This window comes from Wolbachia endosymbiont (group A) of Icerya purchasi (assembly GCF_947251635.1).
Lineage (GTDB): Bacteria > Pseudomonadota > Alphaproteobacteria > Rickettsiales > Anaplasmataceae > Wolbachia > Wolbachia pipientis.
Map to the genome: position 1 here is coordinate 198224 of NZ_OX366357.1, position 20163 is coordinate 218386.

17 protein-coding genes and 4 pseudogenes are annotated in these 20163 nt (G+C 35.1%); 13 read left to right on the forward strand and 8 right to left on the reverse strand.

The genetic code is table 11. From position 1 onward, the window contains the following. Positions 1 to 24 precede the first annotated feature (24 nt). The 3 genes and pseudogenes from polA to OPR17_RS01085 all read right to left on the reverse strand — a co-directional run bounded on the left by polA (position 25) and on the right by OPR17_RS01085 (position 4386). The gene (gene polA / locus OPR17_RS01070) at positions 25 to 2601 is read right to left on the reverse strand and encodes a DNA polymerase I (RefSeq protein WP_265021409.1); all 2577 of its coding nucleotides are present in this window, start codon (positions 2599 to 2601) and stop codon (positions 25 to 27) included. A gap of 171 nt (positions 2602 to 2772) precedes the next feature. After that, positions 2773 to 3506: pseudogene (locus OPR17_RS07570) on the reverse strand (IS3 family transposase); the annotation flags it as partial. Beyond that, a complete protein-coding gene (locus OPR17_RS01085; protein ID WP_265021329.1) occupies positions 3502 to 4386 on the reverse strand; it encodes an IS982 family transposase in 885 nt (294 codons plus the stop codon). The pseudogene OPR17_RS07570 and the gene OPR17_RS01085, both read right to left, overlap by 5 nt. A gap of 153 nt (positions 4387 to 4539) precedes the next feature. Between OPR17_RS01085 and der the strand changes: the two genes are divergently transcribed. The 5 genes from der (at position 4540) to OPR17_RS01110 (ending at position 9147) form a co-directional block, all read left to right on the forward strand. Further along, positions 4540 to 5949 carry a ribosome biogenesis GTPase Der gene (gene der, locus OPR17_RS01090; protein WP_265021807.1) on the forward strand — a complete coding sequence of 470 codons (1410 nt, stop codon included), beginning with the start codon at positions 4540 to 4542 and terminating at the stop codon, positions 5947 to 5949. Continuing rightward, positions 5946 to 6467, forward strand: a complete 522-nt coding sequence (locus tag OPR17_RS01095; RefSeq protein WP_065094847.1) for a disulfide bond formation protein B — start codon at positions 5946 to 5948, stop codon at positions 6465 to 6467. The genes der and OPR17_RS01095 overlap by 4 nt, the downstream gene beginning before the upstream one ends. Beyond that, positions 6442 to 6984: a demethoxyubiquinone hydroxylase family protein gene (locus OPR17_RS01100; RefSeq protein ID WP_006279362.1), complete on the forward strand. Its 543-nt coding sequence runs from the start codon at positions 6442 to 6444 to the stop codon at positions 6982 to 6984. Before OPR17_RS01095 ends, OPR17_RS01100 begins: the two co-directional genes overlap by 26 nt. A gap of 579 nt (positions 6985 to 7563) precedes the next feature. Further along, the gene (mraY, locus tag OPR17_RS01105) at positions 7564 to 8544 is read left to right on the forward strand and encodes a phospho-N-acetylmuramoyl-pentapeptide-transferase (protein ID WP_265021808.1); all 981 of its coding nucleotides are present in this window, start codon (positions 7564 to 7566) and stop codon (positions 8542 to 8544) included. 6 nt (positions 8545 to 8550) lie between these two features. Next, complete coding sequence (locus OPR17_RS01110) at positions 8551 to 9147, forward strand: ribonuclease HII (RefSeq protein WP_015589381.1); 597 nt, start codon at positions 8551 to 8553, stop codon at positions 9145 to 9147. Between the two features lie 14 nt (positions 9148 to 9161). On the opposite strand, the gene virB9 is transcribed toward OPR17_RS01110, so the two are convergent. The 3 genes from virB9 to OPR17_RS01125 all read right to left on the reverse strand — a co-directional run bounded on the left by virB9 (position 9162) and on the right by OPR17_RS01125 (position 10905). Next, positions 9162 to 9947, reverse strand: a complete 786-nt coding sequence (gene virB9, locus OPR17_RS01115) for a P-type conjugative transfer protein VirB9 (protein ID WP_064125428.1) — start codon at positions 9945 to 9947, stop codon at positions 9162 to 9164. Positions 9948 to 10132: 185 nt separating this feature from the next. Beyond that, positions 10133 to 10588, reverse strand: coding sequence for an outer membrane lipid asymmetry maintenance protein MlaD (mlaD, locus tag OPR17_RS01120; RefSeq protein WP_007548591.1), 456 nt, complete (start codon positions 10586 to 10588; stop codon positions 10133 to 10135). 2 nt (positions 10589 to 10590) lie between these two features. Then, positions 10591 to 10905 carry an NADH-ubiquinone oxidoreductase subunit NDUFA12 family protein gene (locus OPR17_RS01125; RefSeq protein WP_265021809.1) on the reverse strand — a complete coding sequence of 105 codons (315 nt, stop codon included), beginning with the start codon at positions 10903 to 10905 and terminating at the stop codon, positions 10591 to 10593. Positions 10906 to 10969: 64 nt separating this feature from the next. Between OPR17_RS01125 and OPR17_RS01130 the strand changes: the two are divergent. The 3 genes and pseudogenes from OPR17_RS01130 to purF all read left to right on the forward strand — a co-directional run bounded on the left by OPR17_RS01130 (position 10970) and on the right by purF (position 15003). Beyond that, positions 10970 to 12435, forward strand: a pseudogene (locus OPR17_RS01130) (proton-conducting transporter transmembrane domain-containing protein). A 53-nt stretch (positions 12436 to 12488) separates the two neighbouring features. After that, positions 12489 to 13592, forward strand: coding sequence for a rod shape-determining protein RodA (gene rodA, locus OPR17_RS01135; protein WP_320109857.1), 1104 nt, complete (start codon positions 12489 to 12491; stop codon positions 13590 to 13592). A 25-nt stretch (positions 13593 to 13617) separates the two neighbouring features. After that, positions 13618 to 15003 (forward strand): amidophosphoribosyltransferase, encoded by a 1386-nt coding sequence (gene purF / locus OPR17_RS01140; protein ID WP_265021811.1) that lies wholly within the window; start codon positions 13618 to 13620, stop codon positions 15001 to 15003. A 19-nt stretch (positions 15004 to 15022) separates the two neighbouring features. Here the strand turns inward: purF and OPR17_RS01145 are convergent, their stop codons facing one another. Together OPR17_RS01145 and OPR17_RS01150 are read right to left on the reverse strand one after the other, a co-directional pair. After that, on the reverse strand, positions 15023 to 15532 hold the full coding sequence (locus OPR17_RS01145) for a DNA-3-methyladenine glycosylase (RefSeq protein ID WP_265021812.1): 510 nt from the start codon (positions 15530 to 15532) through the stop codon (positions 15023 to 15025). Between the two features lie 63 nt (positions 15533 to 15595). Next, positions 15596 to 16012 carry a hypothetical protein gene (locus OPR17_RS01150; RefSeq protein ID WP_265021813.1) on the reverse strand — a complete coding sequence of 139 codons (417 nt, stop codon included), beginning with the start codon at positions 16010 to 16012 and terminating at the stop codon, positions 15596 to 15598. Between the two features lie 283 nt (positions 16013 to 16295). Between OPR17_RS01150 and OPR17_RS01155 the strand changes: the two are divergent. The 5 genes and pseudogenes from OPR17_RS01155 to OPR17_RS07265 form a co-directional block, all read left to right on the forward strand. Further along, positions 16296 to 16829, forward strand: a pseudogene (locus tag OPR17_RS01155) (AAA family ATPase); the annotation flags it as partial. Positions 16830 to 16851: 22 nt separating this feature from the next. Beyond that, positions 16852 to 17659: pseudogene (locus OPR17_RS01160) on the forward strand (AAA family ATPase). Between the two features lie 32 nt (positions 17660 to 17691). Further along, the gene (locus OPR17_RS01170) at positions 17692 to 18180 is read left to right on the forward strand and encodes a hypothetical protein (protein WP_265021816.1); all 489 of its coding nucleotides are present in this window, start codon (positions 17692 to 17694) and stop codon (positions 18178 to 18180) included. Next, complete coding sequence (locus OPR17_RS01175; protein ID WP_265021817.1) at positions 18165 to 19361, forward strand: helicase RepA family protein; 1197 nt, start codon at positions 18165 to 18167, stop codon at positions 19359 to 19361. Before OPR17_RS01170 ends, OPR17_RS01175 begins: the two co-directional genes overlap by 16 nt. A 35-nt stretch (positions 19362 to 19396) precedes the next feature. Beyond that, on the forward strand, positions 19397 to 20131 hold the full coding sequence (locus tag OPR17_RS07265; protein WP_320109858.1) for a hypothetical protein: 735 nt from the start codon (positions 19397 to 19399) through the stop codon (positions 20129 to 20131). Positions 20132 to 20163: the final 32 nt, after the last annotated feature.

Sequence of the window (20163 nt, forward strand, 5' to 3'; positions counted from 1 at the left end):
TTCTATTCTAACATATTTTCCGTATTAGTTCAAATGATTTATACTCCTAGAATTCACGATGTTTAAGTCATAATTAAGGGAATTTAGACCCCAGTTGTCGCCAACTTTTATTTCTACTTCAAGTGGTACAGAAATTTCTATTGCATTTTCCATTATATCTTTCATAAGTTTTGCTGTTTCTTGTACCTTTTCGTCCTCTACTTCAACCAGTAGTTCATCGTGAACCTGGAGGATTATTTTACCTACTTTCAATTGGTCAAAAAGCTGAATTGTCGCACGTTTTATTATATCAGCAGCGGTTCCTTGCAGTGGTGCGTTTATTGCTGCCCTTTCTGCAAATTGTCTTATATAAGGAATTGTATTGTTTATGTCTCTTACAAAGCATCTCCTGCCAAACAAAGTTTCTACATAACCATGCAATCTTGCGATAGACACTGCTTTTTCCATATAGGCCTTTATTTCTGGGTAACAGGAAAAATAGTAATTAATGTATTCAGCAGCTTCCGCAATGGTAATTCCAAGCCGCTTTGCAAGACCAAATGGGCTAATGCCATATATAATTCCAAAATTGATGGATTTTGCTTTGCGTCTTAATTGCTCATCTATTTCTTGCACTCCAAAAACTTGCCTTGCGGTGATCTCATGAATATCTTGTCCGTTTGCAAAAGCTTCTTTAAATGCTGCAACGTTTGCAACGTGTGCCAGGAGTCTTAATTCTATTTGCGAATAGTCAGCAGAAATTATCTTATGCCCTTTTGGCGCAATAAATGCTTGTCTGATAAGATTTCCCTCTTCGCTTCTGATAGGAATATTCTGTAAATTAGGATTGCTGGAGCTCAGCCTTCCAGTTGCAGTTGCAGTCGTTGAAAAGCTTGTGTGTATTCTACCATCAAGTGAATCAACTTGCTTTATTAATGCATCAGTGTAGGTGCCTTTTAATTTACTTAAATGTCGCCAATTTAAGATTTTACTTGCGATTTCTACCCCTTCTTCTTCGAGTGCCTCTAGAACTTCATAATTGGTGCTATACGATCCAGATTTTTTTGACCTTTTCTTTTTATTAAGCCCCATTTTGTTGAATAAAACATCACTTAATTGTTTTGGCGAAGCAATATTAAATCTTTCTCCTACCAAATTATATATCTCATCTTCAAGCACGGCAATTACCTGCTGAAATTTATCGGACAGCTCCTGTAATTTTTGTATGTTCAGTAATATCCCATTTTTCTCCATATCAAATATTACTTTCATAAGTGGCTTATCGAAGCGCTCGTAAATTGTGAACAATTTTTCCTGAAATAACCTTTGCTTTAGCTTTTCATGAATTGCTATTAAAGTTTTTGCCGAGAAAATTTCTGCATTTTCACTCAAATTATGCGCAACTATGTTTGGAATACTGTGATCGTGTTTTCCTGTATCCAAGCTATACGACATTATCATCAAATCATCAACTGAATCTAGCATCTTCTCTACTGTAGGGAAGATTTTCCTGATTTCTTTAATGTTATGTATTATTTTAAGCACTCCATTTGAGAGCAAAGTTAAGTTAATTATAATGAGTGCATCTTGTATGCTGTCTTGCTCTATATAAAAAATATTACTTTCGCTATAAGATAGACTTAATACATTGTTTTCAAGGTGGTAATGAATTGCAATTTTGCCTTCATATCTACAGTGCTCTAAAAATTTCTCTAACTCTTCACTACTATACTCTATTTTTTCTTCTGTGCTAGACCCACTATAGGAAAAAAGCTTTTCCACTTTCCCTATCAAGGAATTGAATTCATACTTCTTTAAAAAGGATAACAATTTCTCCATGTTTGGAGAATGGACTTCATATTTTGCAATATCATGTTGAAGGTCTACTTTTTCGCATAGTGATAAAAGTTCTCTTGAAATTAGTGCTTTTTCCTTATGTTCGGTAAGAATATTACGAATCCTCGTTTGCTCGATGTTATCAATGTTCTCTATAATATTATTCAATGAATCAAATTCATCTAATAATTTAGTGGCAGTTTTTGGGCCTATTCCTGGAACGCCTGGAATGTTATCAGATGCATCACCAGTTAGAGAAAATAAATCAAGAAGCTTGTGTGAGTTTACACCAAATTTTTCTACTACTCGTTTTTCATCTATGTATATATTTTTAATGGGGTCGAATATTAAAACATTGTGGTTCAAGAGTTGAAACAAATCTTTATCTGATGAAACGACTACCACTTTAAAGTCTTGGTGGTTGGCGTATTTTGCAGCTAGTGTTGCGATTATGTCATCTGCTTCATAACCTTCAATTTCTTCATAGCTGAAGTTAAAAGCTTCTACCGCTTCTCTCAATATTGCAAACTGTGAAGTGAGATCCTCAGGAGGCGTTACTCTGTTTGCTTTGTATTCAGAATATAAATTGTGCCTAAAATTCTTTTTCCCTGCATCAAGTGCTATAATTAAGTAGTCCGAATGGGCAATGTACTTAAGAATCATATTCAGAAAGCCATATACACCACCTATTGGCATTCCTGTTGTGGTAATTAAGTGAGGTAGTACATAGTAAGCTCTGAAAAGAAAACCATAGCCATCGATGATTGTGAAAGTTTTTTCTTTCATTGTAGATATTTATGCGTGCTTTTGATGGTCCACTATTTAGCTGAGAAAATCAAGTTTTTGTTTTTCTGCTTTTGAGCGTTGTAAGAGATTTTACCGAAAATAGCATTCATGATGGGGATGTACACATATGACCTTACCCAGAAAAAGTGGAGAGAAAGTTTGGAATGTTTTTTACAAAAAGAATGATGCATCAAATTGTTCTGGAATGCAATAGTTAATAGTGACGTTGTTTGTTATAAAAAATTTCTAAGTATTCAAATATTGCAGTTCTAGTTTGTTGAGCAGAGTGTTGTGAAGTATCAATAAGTATTTCTCTTTTCAATGAGCTAAAGAAGCTTTCTGCAACAGAATTGTCGTAACAACAGCCTTTGTTACTCATCTATATTGTTTACAGCTAAGAGATATTGATACCCTTGCGCAGTATATTGTGAACCTTGGTCACTGTGCAGCAGTAGATTTTTAACAGGTTTACGCCTATTAATGGCCATTAATAAAGAGTTCATAACCAATTGTTTATTTATTGCACTACTCATTAACTACCATACGTGAGAATTATTGCTGCCAAATATAGCCATCCCTCCTTGGTTTTGATGTAAGTAATCCCATACTTTATTTGGTTGATCAACAATAAAGTTTTGATCTAGTATATTGGGAGCTACAGCTCTATTATCTGTTTGTTGTTTTTTAATTTTAAACTTTCTTCTCAGTATAGCCCTGATGTCATTTTTCTGCATAATACTTTGCACCGTTTTTAAATTGCAACTTTTACCCAAAGCCTTCAATTCAGCATGAATTTTAGGAGCTCCATATCTACATTTAGAAACTTGATATATTTTTTGAATAGCTGCGAGTAGCTCTTTATTTGCTGATTCTCTACTGCTTATTTTCCTTGTGGTCCACTTATAACGCAAATTCTGGATTAAGGAAGGAAGTATAGGAAATAGAAGGCTTTTTGGATTTGATGGAATAGGAGATGAGAGTAGAAAAGATATGAACCAAGAAATCAACAGGGGATCTATGGCGAGTGTGTTCAATTTCTAGTCTATTTTTTAGGTAACCAAAAACAGTCTCAATGATAGACCTTTTTCTCAGTAAAATCTTCTCATTTAGCGAAATTAATGTATTTTTCATACCTTTTTTCACCTTGGTAACAAGTTTCAAACCTCGGTCAAACAGCTTCTGAAAAAGCTCTTTTGCAATATAACCTTTGTCACCAAACAAAAGGCCGGTTAATTTTTCCGTCAAATTTGGCACAGGTATCCTATCATCAACATTGCCTTTTGTTAGCGTAAGTGCATGAATTTCACCATTTTCATTGATTACCATATGTAATTTGAAACCAAAAAACCAGCCGTAAGTACTCTTGCTTAATTTTGCAATTCCAGCAAAAACTTTGTTTTTGGATATTCTTTTTGCATGACAAACTGCAATGGGAGTTGTGTCTATATATGAAATTCCAGTGTTTTCTGACTGTCCACAAAGCCAATGCAACAACATTGCTAAATGCCACAAAACCCTAGGCTTTAGAGCAACAAACCTGGTATATGAAGGCAACTTTGGAAACTCTGATTTGTAGAGCAACGTTAGGTAATGTAGATAGAAAGTTTTGAAATTTTTACACGGAGATTGTTGATATAGCAGGATTATTGTCATGATTTCAGAGTGCTCAATTTCCGTTGTTCTTGTGGGTTTTTTACCATTTGGCAGTAGTTTGCCTGCAAAATTTTTCTCTATATCTCTGCAAAAATCATCGACCAAACAAAACAGTTTTGTTATGTCTTCCATGGGTAACCTCATCTATTTTTTTATAATTGCTGAGTTTACCCTGTTTTCTGCCTTTTCTATTCTCCTTTAATCCAGAATTCGCGTTATAAAGTCAATAGTTAAATTGAAAAATTTTGGTTATAATCTACTTTACATAGAAGATGCCCTTAAATTATGCTAAAAATCGCCATAGTAGGCCTACCAAATGCTGGAAAATCGACCCTATTCAACAGATTAGTGGGAAGAAAAGCAGCAGTAGTGAGTAATATCCCAGGGGTGACGAGGGATAGACGTGAGGGAATAGGGAGAATTAGCGATTTGGAGTTTAAAGTTATAGATACAGGAGGATGGAACGACCAAACTAGTTTTTCACTGCAAGTTATTGAGCAAATAGAGTTTTCTTTATCCAGTTCAAACATAATTTTCTTTCTTGTTGACGCAAAAGTGCAAAATGAGCGAAATAAAGAGTTTGCAAAGTGGCTGAAGAGAAAAATGAATAAACCTGTAATCCTCATAGCAAATAAATGTGAGAGTCATAAATCCGAAAATGTTGATTATTTGCAGTTTTTTGATTTTCTTGGCCCGGTGTATATCTCTGCCGAACATAATCTTGGTATGGTTGATCTTTATGATGCGTTGGCTAGTGTTATTGAAAATATCAGTGCAAATAGTCCTCCTTTCGTTGTCATCCCAGTGCTTGACACTGGAATCCAGAAAAAAAATAGTATGGATCCCAGTGTCAAGCACTGGGATGACAATAAGAGCTCTAATGAGTCCGGTAAATTAAGAATTTCGATAATCGGTCGCCCAAACGTAGGCAAGTCAACTTTTTTAAACAGCCTACTTACAGAAAACAGACTAATAACAAGTTCAGAGCCAGGTACCACACGTGATTCTGTGGATATTACATATGATCATGATGGAGAGTTAATTACTCTAATTGACACTGCTGGAATCCGCAGAAAGGCGAATGTTGTAGATGGCTTAGAATCAAGATTTGTTGAGAAAAGCATGGAATCAATCAAGCGCTCTCATGTGGTAGTTTTAATGCTAGACTCCCTAGTTGGTATTGAGCAGCAGGATTTATCAATTGGTGAAGCTGCAATTAAGGGAGGGAAAGGGATTATTGTTGTTTTAAATAAGTGGGATTTAATAGGTAAGGATGACAGAAGCAGGTTAATAAAATTTGTCAAACAACAGGAAGTAACCAGGTTATTCTTGGAAGTGCCAACTATAACAATTTCTGCGTTAAAAGGCATGCGCTGCGGTGATGTGATAGATAAGTGTCTTGAAGTGAGTGAATCCTTGAACAAGAAGATCAGCACTGCAAAACTGAATAAGTGGCTCATAGATGCTGTAGGAAAACATTCTCACCCTCTTGTAAAAGGCAAAGCAGTTAAAATGAAGTATATCGCTCAAATTGGTACTAAACCTCCAGCTTTTTCTTTGATATGTAACATACCTGAAAGTGTTGATGAAAGTTACAAACGCTATTTAATTAACGATCTCAGAAAAAATTTCTTTGCAGACGGTGTGCCAGTTAGATTGCTTTTGAAAAAAAATAAAAATCCCTATGTAAAATGAATACTCTGCTTTATACTTTCAGGGATAATTTACTTAAAGTTATGTGTAATAATTCCAGAATTCCTGCAATCTTTCTGCTGTCGAGTGCCGCTGCTCTAATTTTTGCATATGTGCTAGAATACTTTTTCAACATGCTGCCATGCAAGTTATGTACATACGAGCGAATAGTTTACTATATCGCCGGATTACTTGCAGTAGCGTGCATGCTTAAAGACAACAAAATTCTAATCTATGCAATGTTTTGCAGCTACCTCATAGGTGCAGTAATATCTTTTTATCATGTAGGTCTTGAACTCCACTTATTTCATGATGTTTTAGGTTGTACAGAGCAAGCAAGTGGTAACGTTAGTATAGAAGAGCTCAGAAATAATCTACTAAATCCTAATTACTCTCCATCTTGTGACAGACCTCATTACGTTCTAGGTGTTTCCTTAGCAACATGGAATCTAATTTATCTCATAGTAGCTCTGTTCGTATCAGGTAAGGTGTATTGTGGAGAAAGAAAGAAATCTAAATAATTTAAGGTACAGCAACAATCAGTTCTTGCAACAGGCAATTAGAGTAGATCACGCTGGAGAATATGGAGCTATTTGCATTTATTCTGGTCAAAAATTTATTCTTAAGAAATCTTCTATAATCAATGAAATAATTGAAATGGAAGAGCAGGAAAAAAAGCATTTTCACTATTTTAATGAGAAAATCAAAGAGCAAAAAGTTCGTCCTACTGTTTTGTTGCCTGTTTGGCGTGTTTTAGGAGTGTCGCTTGGCGTTGCAACTGCCATTATGGGCAAAAAAGCTGCTATGGCTTGCACTGCTGCAGTTGAAGAAGTTATCGGGGAGCACTACAAAGAGCAAGTTTCACATTTAGAAGATGGGGAATTAAGAGAAACTATAAGTAAATTTCGCGACGAGGAGTTAGAGCACAAAGATATTGCAATTCAGCACAATGCTGAAAGCGCATTTGGCTACAACATTTTATCATCATTCATAAAAACAGGCTGCAAAACTGCTATTTACTTGTCTAAGTTAATTTAACTAAGCAGCTTTCTTAAAGTGTTTTAAATGTTCTGATAACAACAGAAACCAGGAAGGAATTCAAGTGTAACAATTATTTTATAACTATATTTACATATCACCATTATTAATAAATAATTAGTATTTGTAAATTAAATACATCTAAAGTATAGACTGCAAAGGAGGCAAAAGTGCGTTTTAATTTAGAAGAGGGAAATGCTCTTATGTAATACCTGCCACAGGTTCACAACTGTACGAACATTCATTTTTGAAGGTAAATTGACAGCAAATGGTGTCATTCCTGTCTGGAATCCAGAAATTTTGCTTATAACTGAGCTGATAAGCTAAAGGTAATTGTCTTACACTAAAACAAACGTTTTTAATTAAGTTGCATAGAACCAGTGTCTGGGCAATGGGATGACACCCCACTGGTGGTTCAAACTACAACGTTCGTACAGTTGTGGATTCCAGACTGGGATGACACCCTACTGATGGGCCCAAATCACAATGTTCGTACAGTTGTGGGTCAGGCTATAGGATGACAGAAGTTGACTTTATTAGCTATAGGTGGTATGACACTTAGTCAATTTAAGTAAGCAGATGATCTTAGCTACAAAAGTATTTTTTACCTCATTTGTTTTTGGGTTTATTCTTTTTCCCTATTTTATAAAGCTTCTAAAAAAAATAAGCAAAGATGGGCAACCAATTAGATCATGTGGACCAGAAAGTCATTTAATAACAAAAAAGAATGTACCACCTATGGGCGGAATAATAATACTGATTTCTTCTTTATTACCAATTTTACTCTGGGCTCAGTTAACACCAGAAATCTTGCTGCTGATATTGATAACTCTATTTTTTGCTCTACTTGGATTTATTGATGATTATTTAAAATTGAAGACAAATCACTATCGAGGTTTAAGTGCAAAAACCAAAATACTTATTCAGTTTATTGTTGCTCTGGTTGGTGTGTTTATACTTAAGCTATACTCTGCTGAAGGTTTTACAAAAACATCCCTATTTAAAGGAGTAATAATAGATTTTGGCTATCTATATGTTCCGTTTACTGCGTTTGTAATTGTCGGCTCTTCTAATGCTGTGAATCTCACAGATGGTTTGGATGGCCTTGCTGCAACTCAAGTTATCACTTCCTTTGCTTTTTTGGGGCTAATTGCATATATAACTCAGGCAGATATGAATATTACTTTATTCTGCATTGCATTTATAGGAGCTATTCTAAGTTTCTTGTGGTTTAACACACATCCAGCAAAAATATTTATGGGTGATGTTGGTAGCTTGTCGGTAGGTGCGGCTTTAGGGTTAACTAGTGTCCTAATTAAAAGAGAAATGCTTTTTGCCATTATTGGAATAATCTTTGTAATAGAGACTCTATCTGTTATTATTCAGATATCATATTTTAAATATACAAAGTTTAAGTATGGAGAAGGAAAAAGAGTTTTTCTTATGGCACCAATACATCATCACTTTGAGAAGAAGGGATGGTCAGAAAATGCAATCGTTATGAAATTTTGGATAATTTCTATTATCTGTTCAGTTTTTACTATAACTTTCTTATTATAAAAACCTATGAAATACCCAGACTTTACATTAGAAAATAAATTATCAGGAGTGATAGCAGGAGTGGATGAAGTTGGAAGAGGTCCGCTAGCTGGTCCAGTAATATCCGCAGCCGTAGTGTTTATTGATAGAAATACAATTATTGATGGAATCAACGACTCGAAAAAGTTGACTCCTCAATGTAGGCAAGTCCTATATGAAAAAATAATATCCGTTGCAAAATTTGGTATAGGAATGGCAAGCGTAGAAGAAATAAATTCATACAATATCTTGCAAGCAACAAAACTTTCAATGAAACGTGCGTTGATAGACTTGGACCTAGAGTTAGATTATGTGCTAGTTGATGGTAATCAACCACCTGAAGTGAAATGGCAAGTGAAATCCATAGTAAATGGTGATAATTTGAGTACATCAATTGCAGCAGCTTCAATCGTTGCAAAAGTTACGAGAGATCGGCTTATGCAAGAATTGCACAATAAGCATCCTGAATATAATTGGTATAAAAATAAAGGATATGGGACAAAAGAGCACCTTAACGCTATTGGCCTTTATGGAATTACAGAACATCATAGAAAAAACTTTGCACCCATATCTCGGGCATTATAGCCTTTAGATAGTAATCACTTACCTTTTTTGAAAGGCATGTTTTCATTAAATAGGCAAACTGTACTCGATCCATTCCTTAAGGTAAACACTGAACTTACCCTTTCGATTATCAGATAGTTGTCAACTGTACGGAAATTTACTAAAGACTCATATCCTGCAGAATCAACCATAAAAACTGCCGGGAAATCAGAGTTTATTTTATTGAATTGTAGATATGTAAATTTTCCATCATCAAAAACCTTGATTGGTATTATTGACTGACTGCCTTTAACGTGCGAGATGGAATAATTAAAATTTAAACCCTTCTTTACAACTTCAATATCGTTTATATCAGGAATAATGGTATGACTAGCTTGTTCGAGGATATCACCGTTATTTGTTGTGTAAATCTCATCACTGCTAAATAGTGGATAAAGAAACCTTACTTCATATGCTAATCTTGGATCATCTAGTCCAGTTGCTTCTTCAGCATGAAGTTCAAAGTAATAAACTCTTTTATTGGTAATTATAGTTGCGTTAGTATCGGCAATATCATCTATAGGCTTAATAAACAATCTGTTACCTTGAGGAAGGAGTTGCCAACCAGTTGAATCACCCATTGAAAGGTTTTGTATTACTTCCCCTGGTTCAAACAATATACTGGACTGATAACCATAAAAACCCGTATACTTATGTATAGCCTGTGGGTTATAATTTATTACCTTTATGTGATTATCTCCAGCTATTGAACGTGGCTCTTGTTTTGCAAGTGCATCACTACCACAGAGGAACAATAGTACGGCAAACAGTAAACCAATCATAATATCAAAATGAATTAATCTTCATTTTATCATTAATAGACATGCACTGCAACTGTTAAGGCACTTTCTATACTATAAACCCCAAAGCAAGCGGTAGAAAAGGCAAGAAATAAGGCAAACTCCTTAAATACTTTAGAACTACAGGAGGCTTTACCTGAACGGATATACTTGGAATCCTGCCATTTTCACTTTGTAAACATACCAAGAATTCTGTCCATTATTCCACCCATATTTGCTTCAGCTTGAGTATACTCTATTTTACCACCATGCAAGATTAGTTTAATATCTGATCCAGGTGATATATTAACAAATTTACTGCCAACAACTCCACTGCTAGTGATCAGAGCTGAACTATCAATTGGCAATTTTATGTCTTTGCTTATACACATATCGATTCGTGCTACGTAGGTAGCTTTGTCAAGTGATACACCAGTTATGCTTCCAACATCTACACCAGAGATCTTGACACTATCACCAACTCCTATACCGTTAGCGTTAGCAAAAAGACCATATATTTTATAGCAATCCTTATAGTTTTTCTTTATGTAAGATAGCTTATCAATAGCAAAGAAAATCAGAAAAATAGTAAAAATTAATACAAATAATCCAGCGGTTATTTCAAGTATATTTGACCTTCGCATCTTTAGTTATCAGGACTCCAGCTTTTATAGTAATTTTTCACTTTTTGGTTTGGATAGTATGCATCTTTTGTACCCGTTAAATTAGGAGTATGTTTTACTTTTCTTTTTTTATTATTAACTGTTACTACATTATCAGTATAGTGAAGCCATATATGCCATTCCGGAGGCACTGTTGTAGGCTCAGAAACACTGCTATACATAACCCACCTTTTTCCTTTACTTGATTCATAGTAAGAATTTCCATTTTCATCTCTTCCTACAAATTTATCTTCTCTTCGTAATAGGCGTTTTATTGCTTTACAAATTTTAGATAACATAAGGGTATTAAAACAAAAAGTATTATATATAATAATACTTTAACGATATATTAACAACAATTTAATGCAATTACCAATCTTACAAGTTATTATCCCAATAATTGCATCAATGTTTTGCTTTCTTGCCAAGAAACACAAGGTATCTTGGTTTATTTCTTTTATTGCAACAACAATCACTCTTATCATTTCATCAATACTACTCATTAAAACATATAAAGGTGAAATTATAACTTATCACCTTGGAAATTGGGCTCCTCCGTATGGAATAGAGTTAAGAATCGACGTGTTAAATTCCTTAATTCTAACCCTAGTGAATTTTATAGCGCTGATTAGTGTGCTTTATAGCTTTTATATTAACGAAAAAGAGATTAGCAAAAACAAAATCACTGGTTTTTACTCTCTATTTCTACTGTGCTTAAGCGGACTGCTCGGGATTCTAGTAACAAACGACATATTTAACCTTTACGTTTTCTTGGAAATTTCATCTCTTTCTTCTTATGTATTAGTTTCAATGGGAAGGGATAAAAAAGCCTTGGTTGCAGCATTTGAATATCTAATTAGTGGAACAATAGGCGCAACATTTTATTTATTTGGCATCGGGCTCTTGTATTCAATGACTGGAACGCTCAATATGTCTGACATGGCTGAAAGAATAGTTCCATTATACGATAACAACATCATAAAACTTGGCACGTTGTTCATTTTTGTTGGTCTCTCAATCAAAATGGCACTGTTTCCATTAAGCAGGTGGCTGGTTAATGCATATAGTGAGGCGCCAAGTTTCATTAGCATATTCTTTTCAAGCACAGTGACAAAAGTGATGATATATGTTTTCATCAGAATCTTTTATACTGTTTTTCATCAAAATTTTTTCTTGTTTAAGCCGCTACTGGACAATGTGATAATTATCCTCGCACTTTGCGCTATTGTATTTGGGTCGATATTTGCAATAACCGCAAAAGACATAAAAAGACTGCTTGCTCACTCTAGTATTAGCCAAATTGGTTATATAATTTTAGCACTGAGTTTTAACTCAAAAACAGGTGTATTTGCAGCAATTCTTCACATAGTAAACCACAGCATAATAAAAACATCTTTATTTATGGCTGCAGGATGTATTTCTTACAAATTTGATACAACAAAAATAGAGAATTTATCGGGACTCAAGAAATCAATGCCTTATACAGCACTTGCGTTCACTCTACTCAGTTTAGCATTAATCGGTGTGCCTTTAACAAATGGCTTTGTAAGCAAGTGGTATATAATGAAAGCAATTATCGAATCTCGCGCGTGGATTTCCCTGATAGCTTTTGCTGCCGGTTCTTTTCTTGCACTAATATACATGTGGAAGATGGTAGAGAAATGTATTTTGAAAATGATGCAACGTCACGCACTAGAATGACACTAGGCAAAATTAATGATGTGCCATTTCCTATGCTTTTCTGTCTATTGTTTATGGCAGCTTTAACAGTAGTAACTGGAATATATAGCACTCCAATTCGGTTAGTAGTTGAGAAGTTGGTTTTTTGATTTTTATCTTTGTTTCATATTTTACTATACTTTAAGGTTATAAGGTCTTTATTGTGGGTAGGCTGAAGAAGATTCATTGGTTATTAGTCATTAACGTGATAGCGCTGTTTTGCGTTGGCATTGTTGTTCAATACTCTTCTGCTGGAGGAAAGTGGGTGCCATTTGCGATTCACCAACTGGTCATATTTTCCTTCTTTTTCCTACTCGCTATAGCTATGTCATTCATAGAGCTAGATTTTTATTTGAAGTACGCCTACTTTTTTTATATAGCAGCAGCGATTTCACTATTAGCAGTAAATTTTTTTGGCTCACACATAATGGGTGCAACAAGGTGGATAAGAATTGGATCAATTAGTTTGCAACCATCAGAATTTGCAAAAGTAGGCTTAATACTTGCGCTTGCTCGCTATTTTGATAAGCAGAGTATGTATAAAATGATGGAATTTAAAAGATTGCTTAAGGCACTTATAATTATTTTCTTACCCGTGTTCTTGGTGTTAGAGCAACCTAATTTAGGCACAGCTATGATAATGTTATTTATAGGGATGTCAATTATATTCACAGCAATAATAAAAAGATCTCATTCGATAATATGTGGAACGCTTGGCATTTTTGCAGTACCAGCTATTTGGCCTTTTTTACGTCCTTATCACAAGCAAAGGATATTGTCATTTTTGGATTCATCAGTGGATCCACTTGGAATAGGTTATAATGCGCAGCAATCTCAAATAGCTATTGGTTCAGGAGGTTTGCTTGGTAGGGGCTTTGTTAACGGAAGTCAAACTCAACTTGGATTTTTGCCGGAGAAACGTACAGATTTTGCTTTTGCAGTGCTGAGTGAGGAATGGGGATTTTTAGGTAGCATGGCTTTAATTTTACTCTATACTACATTGCTTGCTATAATGCTCTCTATTGCTTATAGGTCAAAAAATTATTTTTCTAAGTCGGTATCTATCGGCATTTTTGCCTTTTTTAGTGCTCATTTCTTTATAAACATCGGAATGACAATGGGCCTCTTACCTGTAATAGGCGACCCATTGCCATTTCTGTCCTATGGAGGAAGTACAACTGCTGCAAGCTTAATATGTATAGGGCTATTGCTAGCAATAAAAGCAGATGAACAACAAAATACTTGTATTTTACCTATGCTAAAGTAAAATTTAACTTTACTTAATAGTTTTTATGCTAGATGAAATACGTGAGGAGTGTGGAGTATTTGGCATAAGTTGCAACCAAAGTGCTGCTTTTAACTCTATACTTGCTCTCCACGCTTTGCAGCATAGAGGTCAAGAGTCTTTTGGCGTAGTAACCAGTAACAACGATAAGCTGCACTCTTATCACTTTCAAGGTCAAGTGAGCAGCGTATTTGATGATATAGATGAAATAAAGAAATCCTTACCTGGAGATTGTGCAATAGGTCACGTTCGATACTCAACAAGTGGTAATAAGTTTGGAGTGCAGCCCATGCTTGGCAAAAGTGGCAAATTTGGGGATTTTGCCATAGCACATAATGGTAATTTAATTAATATTTCTCCAATACGCGAACAATTAATTAAACAAGAGTGCGTTTTTCAGTCAGATATTGATACAGAAGTAGTAGTGCATCTGACAGCAAGCGGTGAAAAAGATAGCTTCTTAGAGAGTTTTATATATGCATTAAAGCAAATACAAGGTGCTTATTCTTTTGTGGCAATCAATCAAGAAGTAGTTATTGGAGTACGTGATCCGTCTGGAATCAGGCCTCTTGTTTTAGGGAAGTTAAACGGTTCTTATGTTCTTGCATCTGAAACTTGTGCTCTTGATATAGTAAATGCAGAGTTTGTTAGAGAAATAGAACCAGGTGAGTTAGTCACCATTGATCGAAATGGTAATCTAGCTTCAGCATTTCCTTTCCCACAGCAAAAATCAAGTTTTTGTATTTTTGAATACGTTTATTTTTCAAGACCAGACAGCATAATGGAGAATAGGTCCATATATGATATAAGAAAAGAAATAGGAAGAATACTTGCAGAAGAGAGCCCACCAAAAAACAATATGGATATGGTTGTACCAATACCTGATTCTGGAATACCTGCAGCTATTGGATATGCAAAGCATTCAGGGTTACCTATGGAACTGGGAATAATTCGTAATCATTACATAGGAAGAACTTTTATACAACCAACCGCTGAAGTACGTAAAGTTAGAATAAAATTAAAATTCAATGCTAATAAGCACATTTTGAAAGGTAAAAACATAATTTTAATAGATGATAGTATAGTGCGTGGTAGTACGTTAACAAATATAATAGTTATGTTAAAGGATGCAGGAGTAAAAGAGATTCACCTCAAAATTTCAAGCCCACCAATTAAGCATTCTTGTTTTTATGGAATAGATACGCCAGAGTGCAAAGATTTAATTGCTGCAAATAAATCTGTAGAGGAAATTAAGGAAGTTATAGGAGTAGATAGCTTAGCCTTCTTGAGTATTGATGGACTATATCAGGCTGTTAAAGCAGAAAAGCGTAACAATGCTACACCACAATATTGTGATGCTTGTTTCACTGGTGATTATCCGATTGGCAAATAGTCTACGCAAGGTCTTAAGTTTAGAAAATCTTAAACCGCCAAAATTTCTCTTGGCCTTTACTAATTCCGATTCTCGGGGTGCAAATATAATCTGGTTTGAGGTAAGATTCATAAACACAAAATTCGTGGCTTATAGTAAGGTCCTGTTTGTTATGTTCTTTTGTAATATTTAATCTTTTACACAATATTCCTGGCCCACCTAAATTTGCCTCAAGCGGTTCAATGAGCTTTAATCCCCGTATTAACACTGCTGCTGGGAACCCTTCTGCTTCTGTTACAATATTTAAACAGTAATACATCCCATATATAAAGTACACGTATGAAAACCCCGGCATACCAAACATTACTGAGGTTCGGCTAGTATAACCCTTAGCTGCATGACAAGCTGGGTCACTCATTCCTATATAGGCTTCAACTTCGGTTATTATTCCACTAAAGTTAGAAAATTTGAGGACTTTTCCCAATAACTCTCCAGCTACAGTTAAGGTCGGCCGCCCGTAGAAATTTCTTGGTAGTATTATGTTGCTCATTATAAGAGTATAAGTTACTTGCAGGTGCAAGCAACTTATACTAATTACTACTTTTGTTTTTTCTTACTTACTCATTTGAGCAGCAGGAGCCTGATGTTTTTGTGTTGTGCTCTCTGTTACATCTGTTGAAGGTTGCGACAAAATTTTCACTGCTTCAGAGCTTTTTTGTCGTAATTGTGGTGCTAGCGCTTCATGTAAAGGTTTTGCTTCATATTGCCTTCCTACTTTTACTTCTTTATGTGCAGCTAATTGCTCCATAGTAACACCATTACCCTCAATAAGTTTTATAGAACCATCATCGTGAATGCTAATTTTTATGTTACACTCTTTTCCTTGAGCATTCCACTTCAGAGTCATCTCATATGACCCATTTGCCACTTCATAAATTCTTGTTCCATGTTTATCAACCCGGCAACGTAGCCCCCTTGCTTTACTTTGAGGTAGCAATAATGTAATTGCTTCACGCCATATTGTTTGCACAAATCGTTATTTAGAATGTCACTCATGCTTATTTCTTTTGTATTACTACCCATCGCAATTCTTACGGCAGGCTCAATAATATTATCTTCATTTTTGCTTTCTTTAAGTTTTATAAATTCTATATCATTATTTTCTATATTTTTAGATATCGCTTCTTTAATTTGTTCAGCAACTTTGCCTATAATGTTCTTACCACCATATTTATTCTCATCCCGAGCAGTATATGTATATATACCATTACTATCCTTATGAATATAAGGTGTTGGTTTCTTTTTATTCGCGTTATGAGCATGTCTGTAGCAAGCACAAAGATCTTCTTTCTGAAGTTTCTAAATACCGATGCATCTTTGTGGATAGTATAACCGTTGCTTCACGTTTATGTCTATTATGGGCAAGGATGCAACCTGAAGCTTTTTCTGATAGATCAGGAAAAGAAGATAAAAGAGCTGCTTATGGGTTACTTGCTCAAGAGATGATGGCTTGGCTCAATCAGTTTCAACATATCAGAGATAAAGACATCATCATAGTTGGCACATTAGGTCAATATCTCGATGACTGCAATCGTCCAACTTGGCTACCTCAATGTGAAGGAGCTAAAACTGCTAGTGAGATTTCAGGGATAGTTGATGAGGTAATCAGCATGGTTGGAATCAAGAAAGATGATGGTACAGAGAAACGTTCATTTGTCTGTCAGACTATTAATACTTGGGGATACCCTGCTAAAGATCGAAGTGGCTGCCTTGATATGGTTGAAGAACCTCATCTTGGTAGATTACTTGCGAAAATTAAAGCCAAAACCTTGGCTTCTGTTGCCTAAATTTAATTTTAAAAGGAGTAATATGGAACAAAGCTTTTTCAACATCGGTCAAAAAATTCCCTTTTTCAGTGTGAAAGAATACTTGAATGATCAAACGCCAATACCAGAAGATATAATCTCACCAAGAATTTTAACGAAAAGAGGTCTATTGGTACTGGGTGGCCCACCTAAAATTGGCAAAAGCGACTTTTTGATCTCTTGGCTTGTTTACATGGCTGCAGGTAGATCATTTCTTGGTATGACACCAAATAGACCTTTAAAAATTTTCTACATGCAAACTGAAATTGAATATGAATATATGAAAGAACGTTTGCAACAACTTCAACTGGATAACGAACTCTTGAATGTAGCTGCCAATAACTTAATTATCACGCCAAGAGTGCAATTATCATTTAGTAGTGAAGAAATAGATGAAATTAAAAATGTTGTCAAAGAGCGTTTCAAACCTGATATTATCGCCGTCGATCCTCTTCGCAACATCTTCAACTCAAGTGAATATGGTAATGAAAATGACAACAGCGCTATGCTATTCTTTTTGCAAAAAACGCTTGAAAGACTGAGGAACATTATTAATCCAGATGCAGGTATAATCCTCACTTACCACACAAAAAAAACTGTCCAAAAAGATGCTGGAAGAAGATCCATTTCAAGGCCTAAGCGGTGCTGGATCTTTACGTGGATTTTATAGCACTGGCATGGTGATGTTTGCTCATGATGAAGAAAGCACTACCCGTCAAATAGTGTTTGAGCTGCGAAATGGTGAACGTGTGGCAAGCAAGCTTGTCGATAAGATAAATGGTCGTTGGAAACTTGTAGACCAATGGAGTTGATTCTTTTTTTTACTTAATTTATAGGGAACAATATGCTAACAGATTTTTTAACTGATTTTAATAACACGAAACTGCAAAGCAGTTTAATACCGAAAGGTACAATAGTCAAGGTAAAAATGGCAATAAAGCCTGGAGGCTATGAGAATTGGTTCACGAAAAGCTACACTACTGGCAGCATCTATTTAAACGCTGAATTTACTATCACTGAAGGTCCATATGCAAAACGCAAGATTTTTCAGATTATAGGTGTCAAAAGTGGCAAAGCAGAAGGTGAAGAAGACATCTGGGGAGAATCTGGTCGTTCTATGCTTAGAAGCATTTTGGAGTCAGCACGAAATATTCATGCACATGACACTTCAGAGAAAGCAGTTAATGCTAGAAAAATCAACTCTATAGCTGACTTTAACGGGGTAGAGTTTACTGCAAAAGTTGGTATTGAAGCTGATCGGTATGGAGAAAAGAACAAGATTGCTACGGTTATTACTCCAGAACAATCTGAAGTTGATTGGTTGCCATTTTGAAGTACGACGAAGAGAAGCTCTGGATTGCTGTAATTGAGAGAGCTATCAAAGATGCAGCAGGAAAAAATCTAGAGCTAAAGAAAGAAGCAATTAAATGGTTTGATTCAGAGTCTTTTGAAACTGTTTGTGAGCTAGCTAATCTCAGCTCTAAACGTATGAAAAGTATGTATGGGGGTTTTATGCAGAGAAAAGAAATAAAAGGATTATTAATTGATAATATTAAGAAGTGTGTACCTTACCTAATTCCAAACGGTAATTTTTATCGAGAGAGGACTTATGTTGGCAACTGTGACGGGGATATGATTACAGTTAAAATAGTGGGTAAAGAAGCTGGAAATTGGCGTAATTTTACCAAAGGGACTAGTGGTGACATTATTGATCTTTGGACTTTAGTTAAAGGTGATATAAATTCCGCTAAGAAGTGGTTAAATACTAAAGAAAACACAACAGAACATAAAATTACATCGTTTTCAGCAAGGCATTACTTAAATGATAAATCACCAATGCCAAAAGATATAATAGGCCCAAGAATTCTAACTCCAAGTGGTCTTTTGGTCATAGGTGGAACTCCAAAAATAGGAAAAAGTAATTTTCTACTTTCCATGTTAGTACATTTAGCTGCTGGAGTATCATTTCTTGGTATGAAGCCTGCAAGGCCACTTAAGATATTCTATCTACAGAATGAAATGGAATATGATTACATAAGAGAGCGCTTACAGAAGCTAAGAATCAGCAAGAAAATTCTTGATGAAGGAACAGAAAACTTAGTTATTACTAAAAAAGTACAGTTAACTTTGAATGTGGAAAAAATAAAAGAAATTATGTCGGAAAATCTCGATGTAAAAACAGTTGATCTTATAGTAATAGACTCTGTTTTTGATTATAGGAGTATGATCTCTTTTCTGCAAAATAGTATTGATGAACTACGCTCTATAACTAATCCTGCTGCTGGAGTAATAGTTACACATTACACCAAAAAAGTGTCAACAACCACGTTAAAAAAGAATCCATTTCAAGCATTGAGTGGTGCTAATGTTTTAAGAAGTTTATATACATCTGGAGTAATGATATTTAGGCCAGAAAGGAATACTCTGCAATTGATGTACGAACTTAAAAACGGCAAACCAATACCAACAAAATTCATAAACATGGTTAACGGACGCTGGATAGCTACAGCTTAACCAAATTTCTAAACTTTAAATATATTGGAGATTTTATGGATATCTATTGTGATTTTAATACTGTAGCTTTCAAAAAAAATGGAAATTCTAAATTATCAGAAGAGAAAGAACAGCTAAAAGATCAACTTTTACTAAATATCAGATCTTGTCTTTCATACCTATTACCAAGAGGGATTTTTCGTGGTGATAAGTTTTATGTAGGCAATATACAAGGTGATAAAGGTAAGAGTTTAGTAGTAGAATTAAGTGGCAGTGAAGCTGGCCTATGGCATGATTTTGCAACAGGAGAAGGTGGTGATATCATTGATCTTTGGGCAGGAGTACATAGAAAAAGTACGAGAATAGAGTTTCCTGAAGTAATGACTTCTATAGCTCAGTGGCTTGGTCATTTCAAAACTTCAAGTAGTCCAACTGCATATTGGGATTATTACGATGAAAACGGCCAAGCTATTGTTAGAGTCTATCGTTATGATAATAATAATGGAAAGCGATATCTTCCTTTTGATATAAAAAAATCTGACTTTGGTGCACCAAAGATAAGGCCACTCTATAATATTCCAGGTATTTTGAAATCCGATAAAGTTATTTTTGTTGAAGGGGAAAAATGTGCAGAAGCGCTGATAGAGAAAGGAATAACTGCAACAACAGCAATGTCAGGAGCAAATGCACCTATTGAGAAGACAGATTGGACTCCACTTAAAGGTAAACACATTATTATATGGCCAGATAATGATGCACCAGGTAAGAAATACGCTGAAAATCTGCTATGAAACTTACTTATCTTGGAGTTGAAGAACTTTGC

Excerpts from the sequence above, each read along its gene's own strand:
- OPR17_RS07265 (WP_320109858.1), top strand. The coding sequence starts at position 19,397 with ATGGATATCTATTGTGATTTTAATACTGTAGCTTTCAAAAAAAATGGA.
- OPR17_RS01170 (WP_265021816.1), top strand. The coding sequence starts at position 17,692 with ATGCTAACAGATTTTTTAACTGATTTTAATAACACGAAACTGCAAAGC.
- polA (WP_265021409.1), bottom strand. The coding sequence starts at position 2,601 with ATGAAAGAAAAAACTTTCACAATCATCGATGGCTATGGTTTTCTTTTC.
- purF (WP_265021811.1), top strand. The coding sequence starts at position 13,618 with ATGCTAGATGAAATACGTGAGGAGTGTGGAGTATTTGGCATAAGTTGC.
- OPR17_RS01110 (WP_015589381.1), top strand. The coding sequence starts at position 8,551 with ATGAAATACCCAGACTTTACATTAGAAAATAAATTATCAGGAGTGATA.
- mlaD (WP_007548591.1), bottom strand. The coding sequence starts at position 10,588 with ATGCGAAGGTCAAATATACTTGAAATAACCGCTGGATTATTTGTATTA.
- mraY (WP_265021808.1), top strand. The coding sequence starts at position 7,564 with ATGATCTTAGCTACAAAAGTATTTTTTACCTCATTTGTTTTTGGGTTT.
- der (WP_265021807.1), top strand. The coding sequence starts at position 4,540 with ATGCTAAAAATCGCCATAGTAGGCCTACCAAATGCTGGAAAATCGACC.
- OPR17_RS01085 (WP_265021329.1), bottom strand. The coding sequence starts at position 4,386 with ATGGAAGACATAACAAAACTGTTTTGTTTGGTCGATGATTTTTGCAGA.
- OPR17_RS01095 (WP_065094847.1), top strand. The coding sequence starts at position 5,946 with ATGAATACTCTGCTTTATACTTTCAGGGATAATTTACTTAAAGTTATG.
- virB9 (WP_064125428.1), bottom strand. The coding sequence starts at position 9,947 with ATGATTGGTTTACTGTTTGCCGTACTATTGTTCCTCTGTGGTAGTGAT.
- OPR17_RS01125 (WP_265021809.1), bottom strand. The coding sequence starts at position 10,905 with ATGTTATCTAAAATTTGTAAAGCAATAAAACGCCTATTACGAAGAGAA.
- OPR17_RS01145 (WP_265021812.1), bottom strand. The coding sequence starts at position 15,532 with ATGAGCAACATAATACTACCAAGAAATTTCTACGGGCGGCCGACCTTA.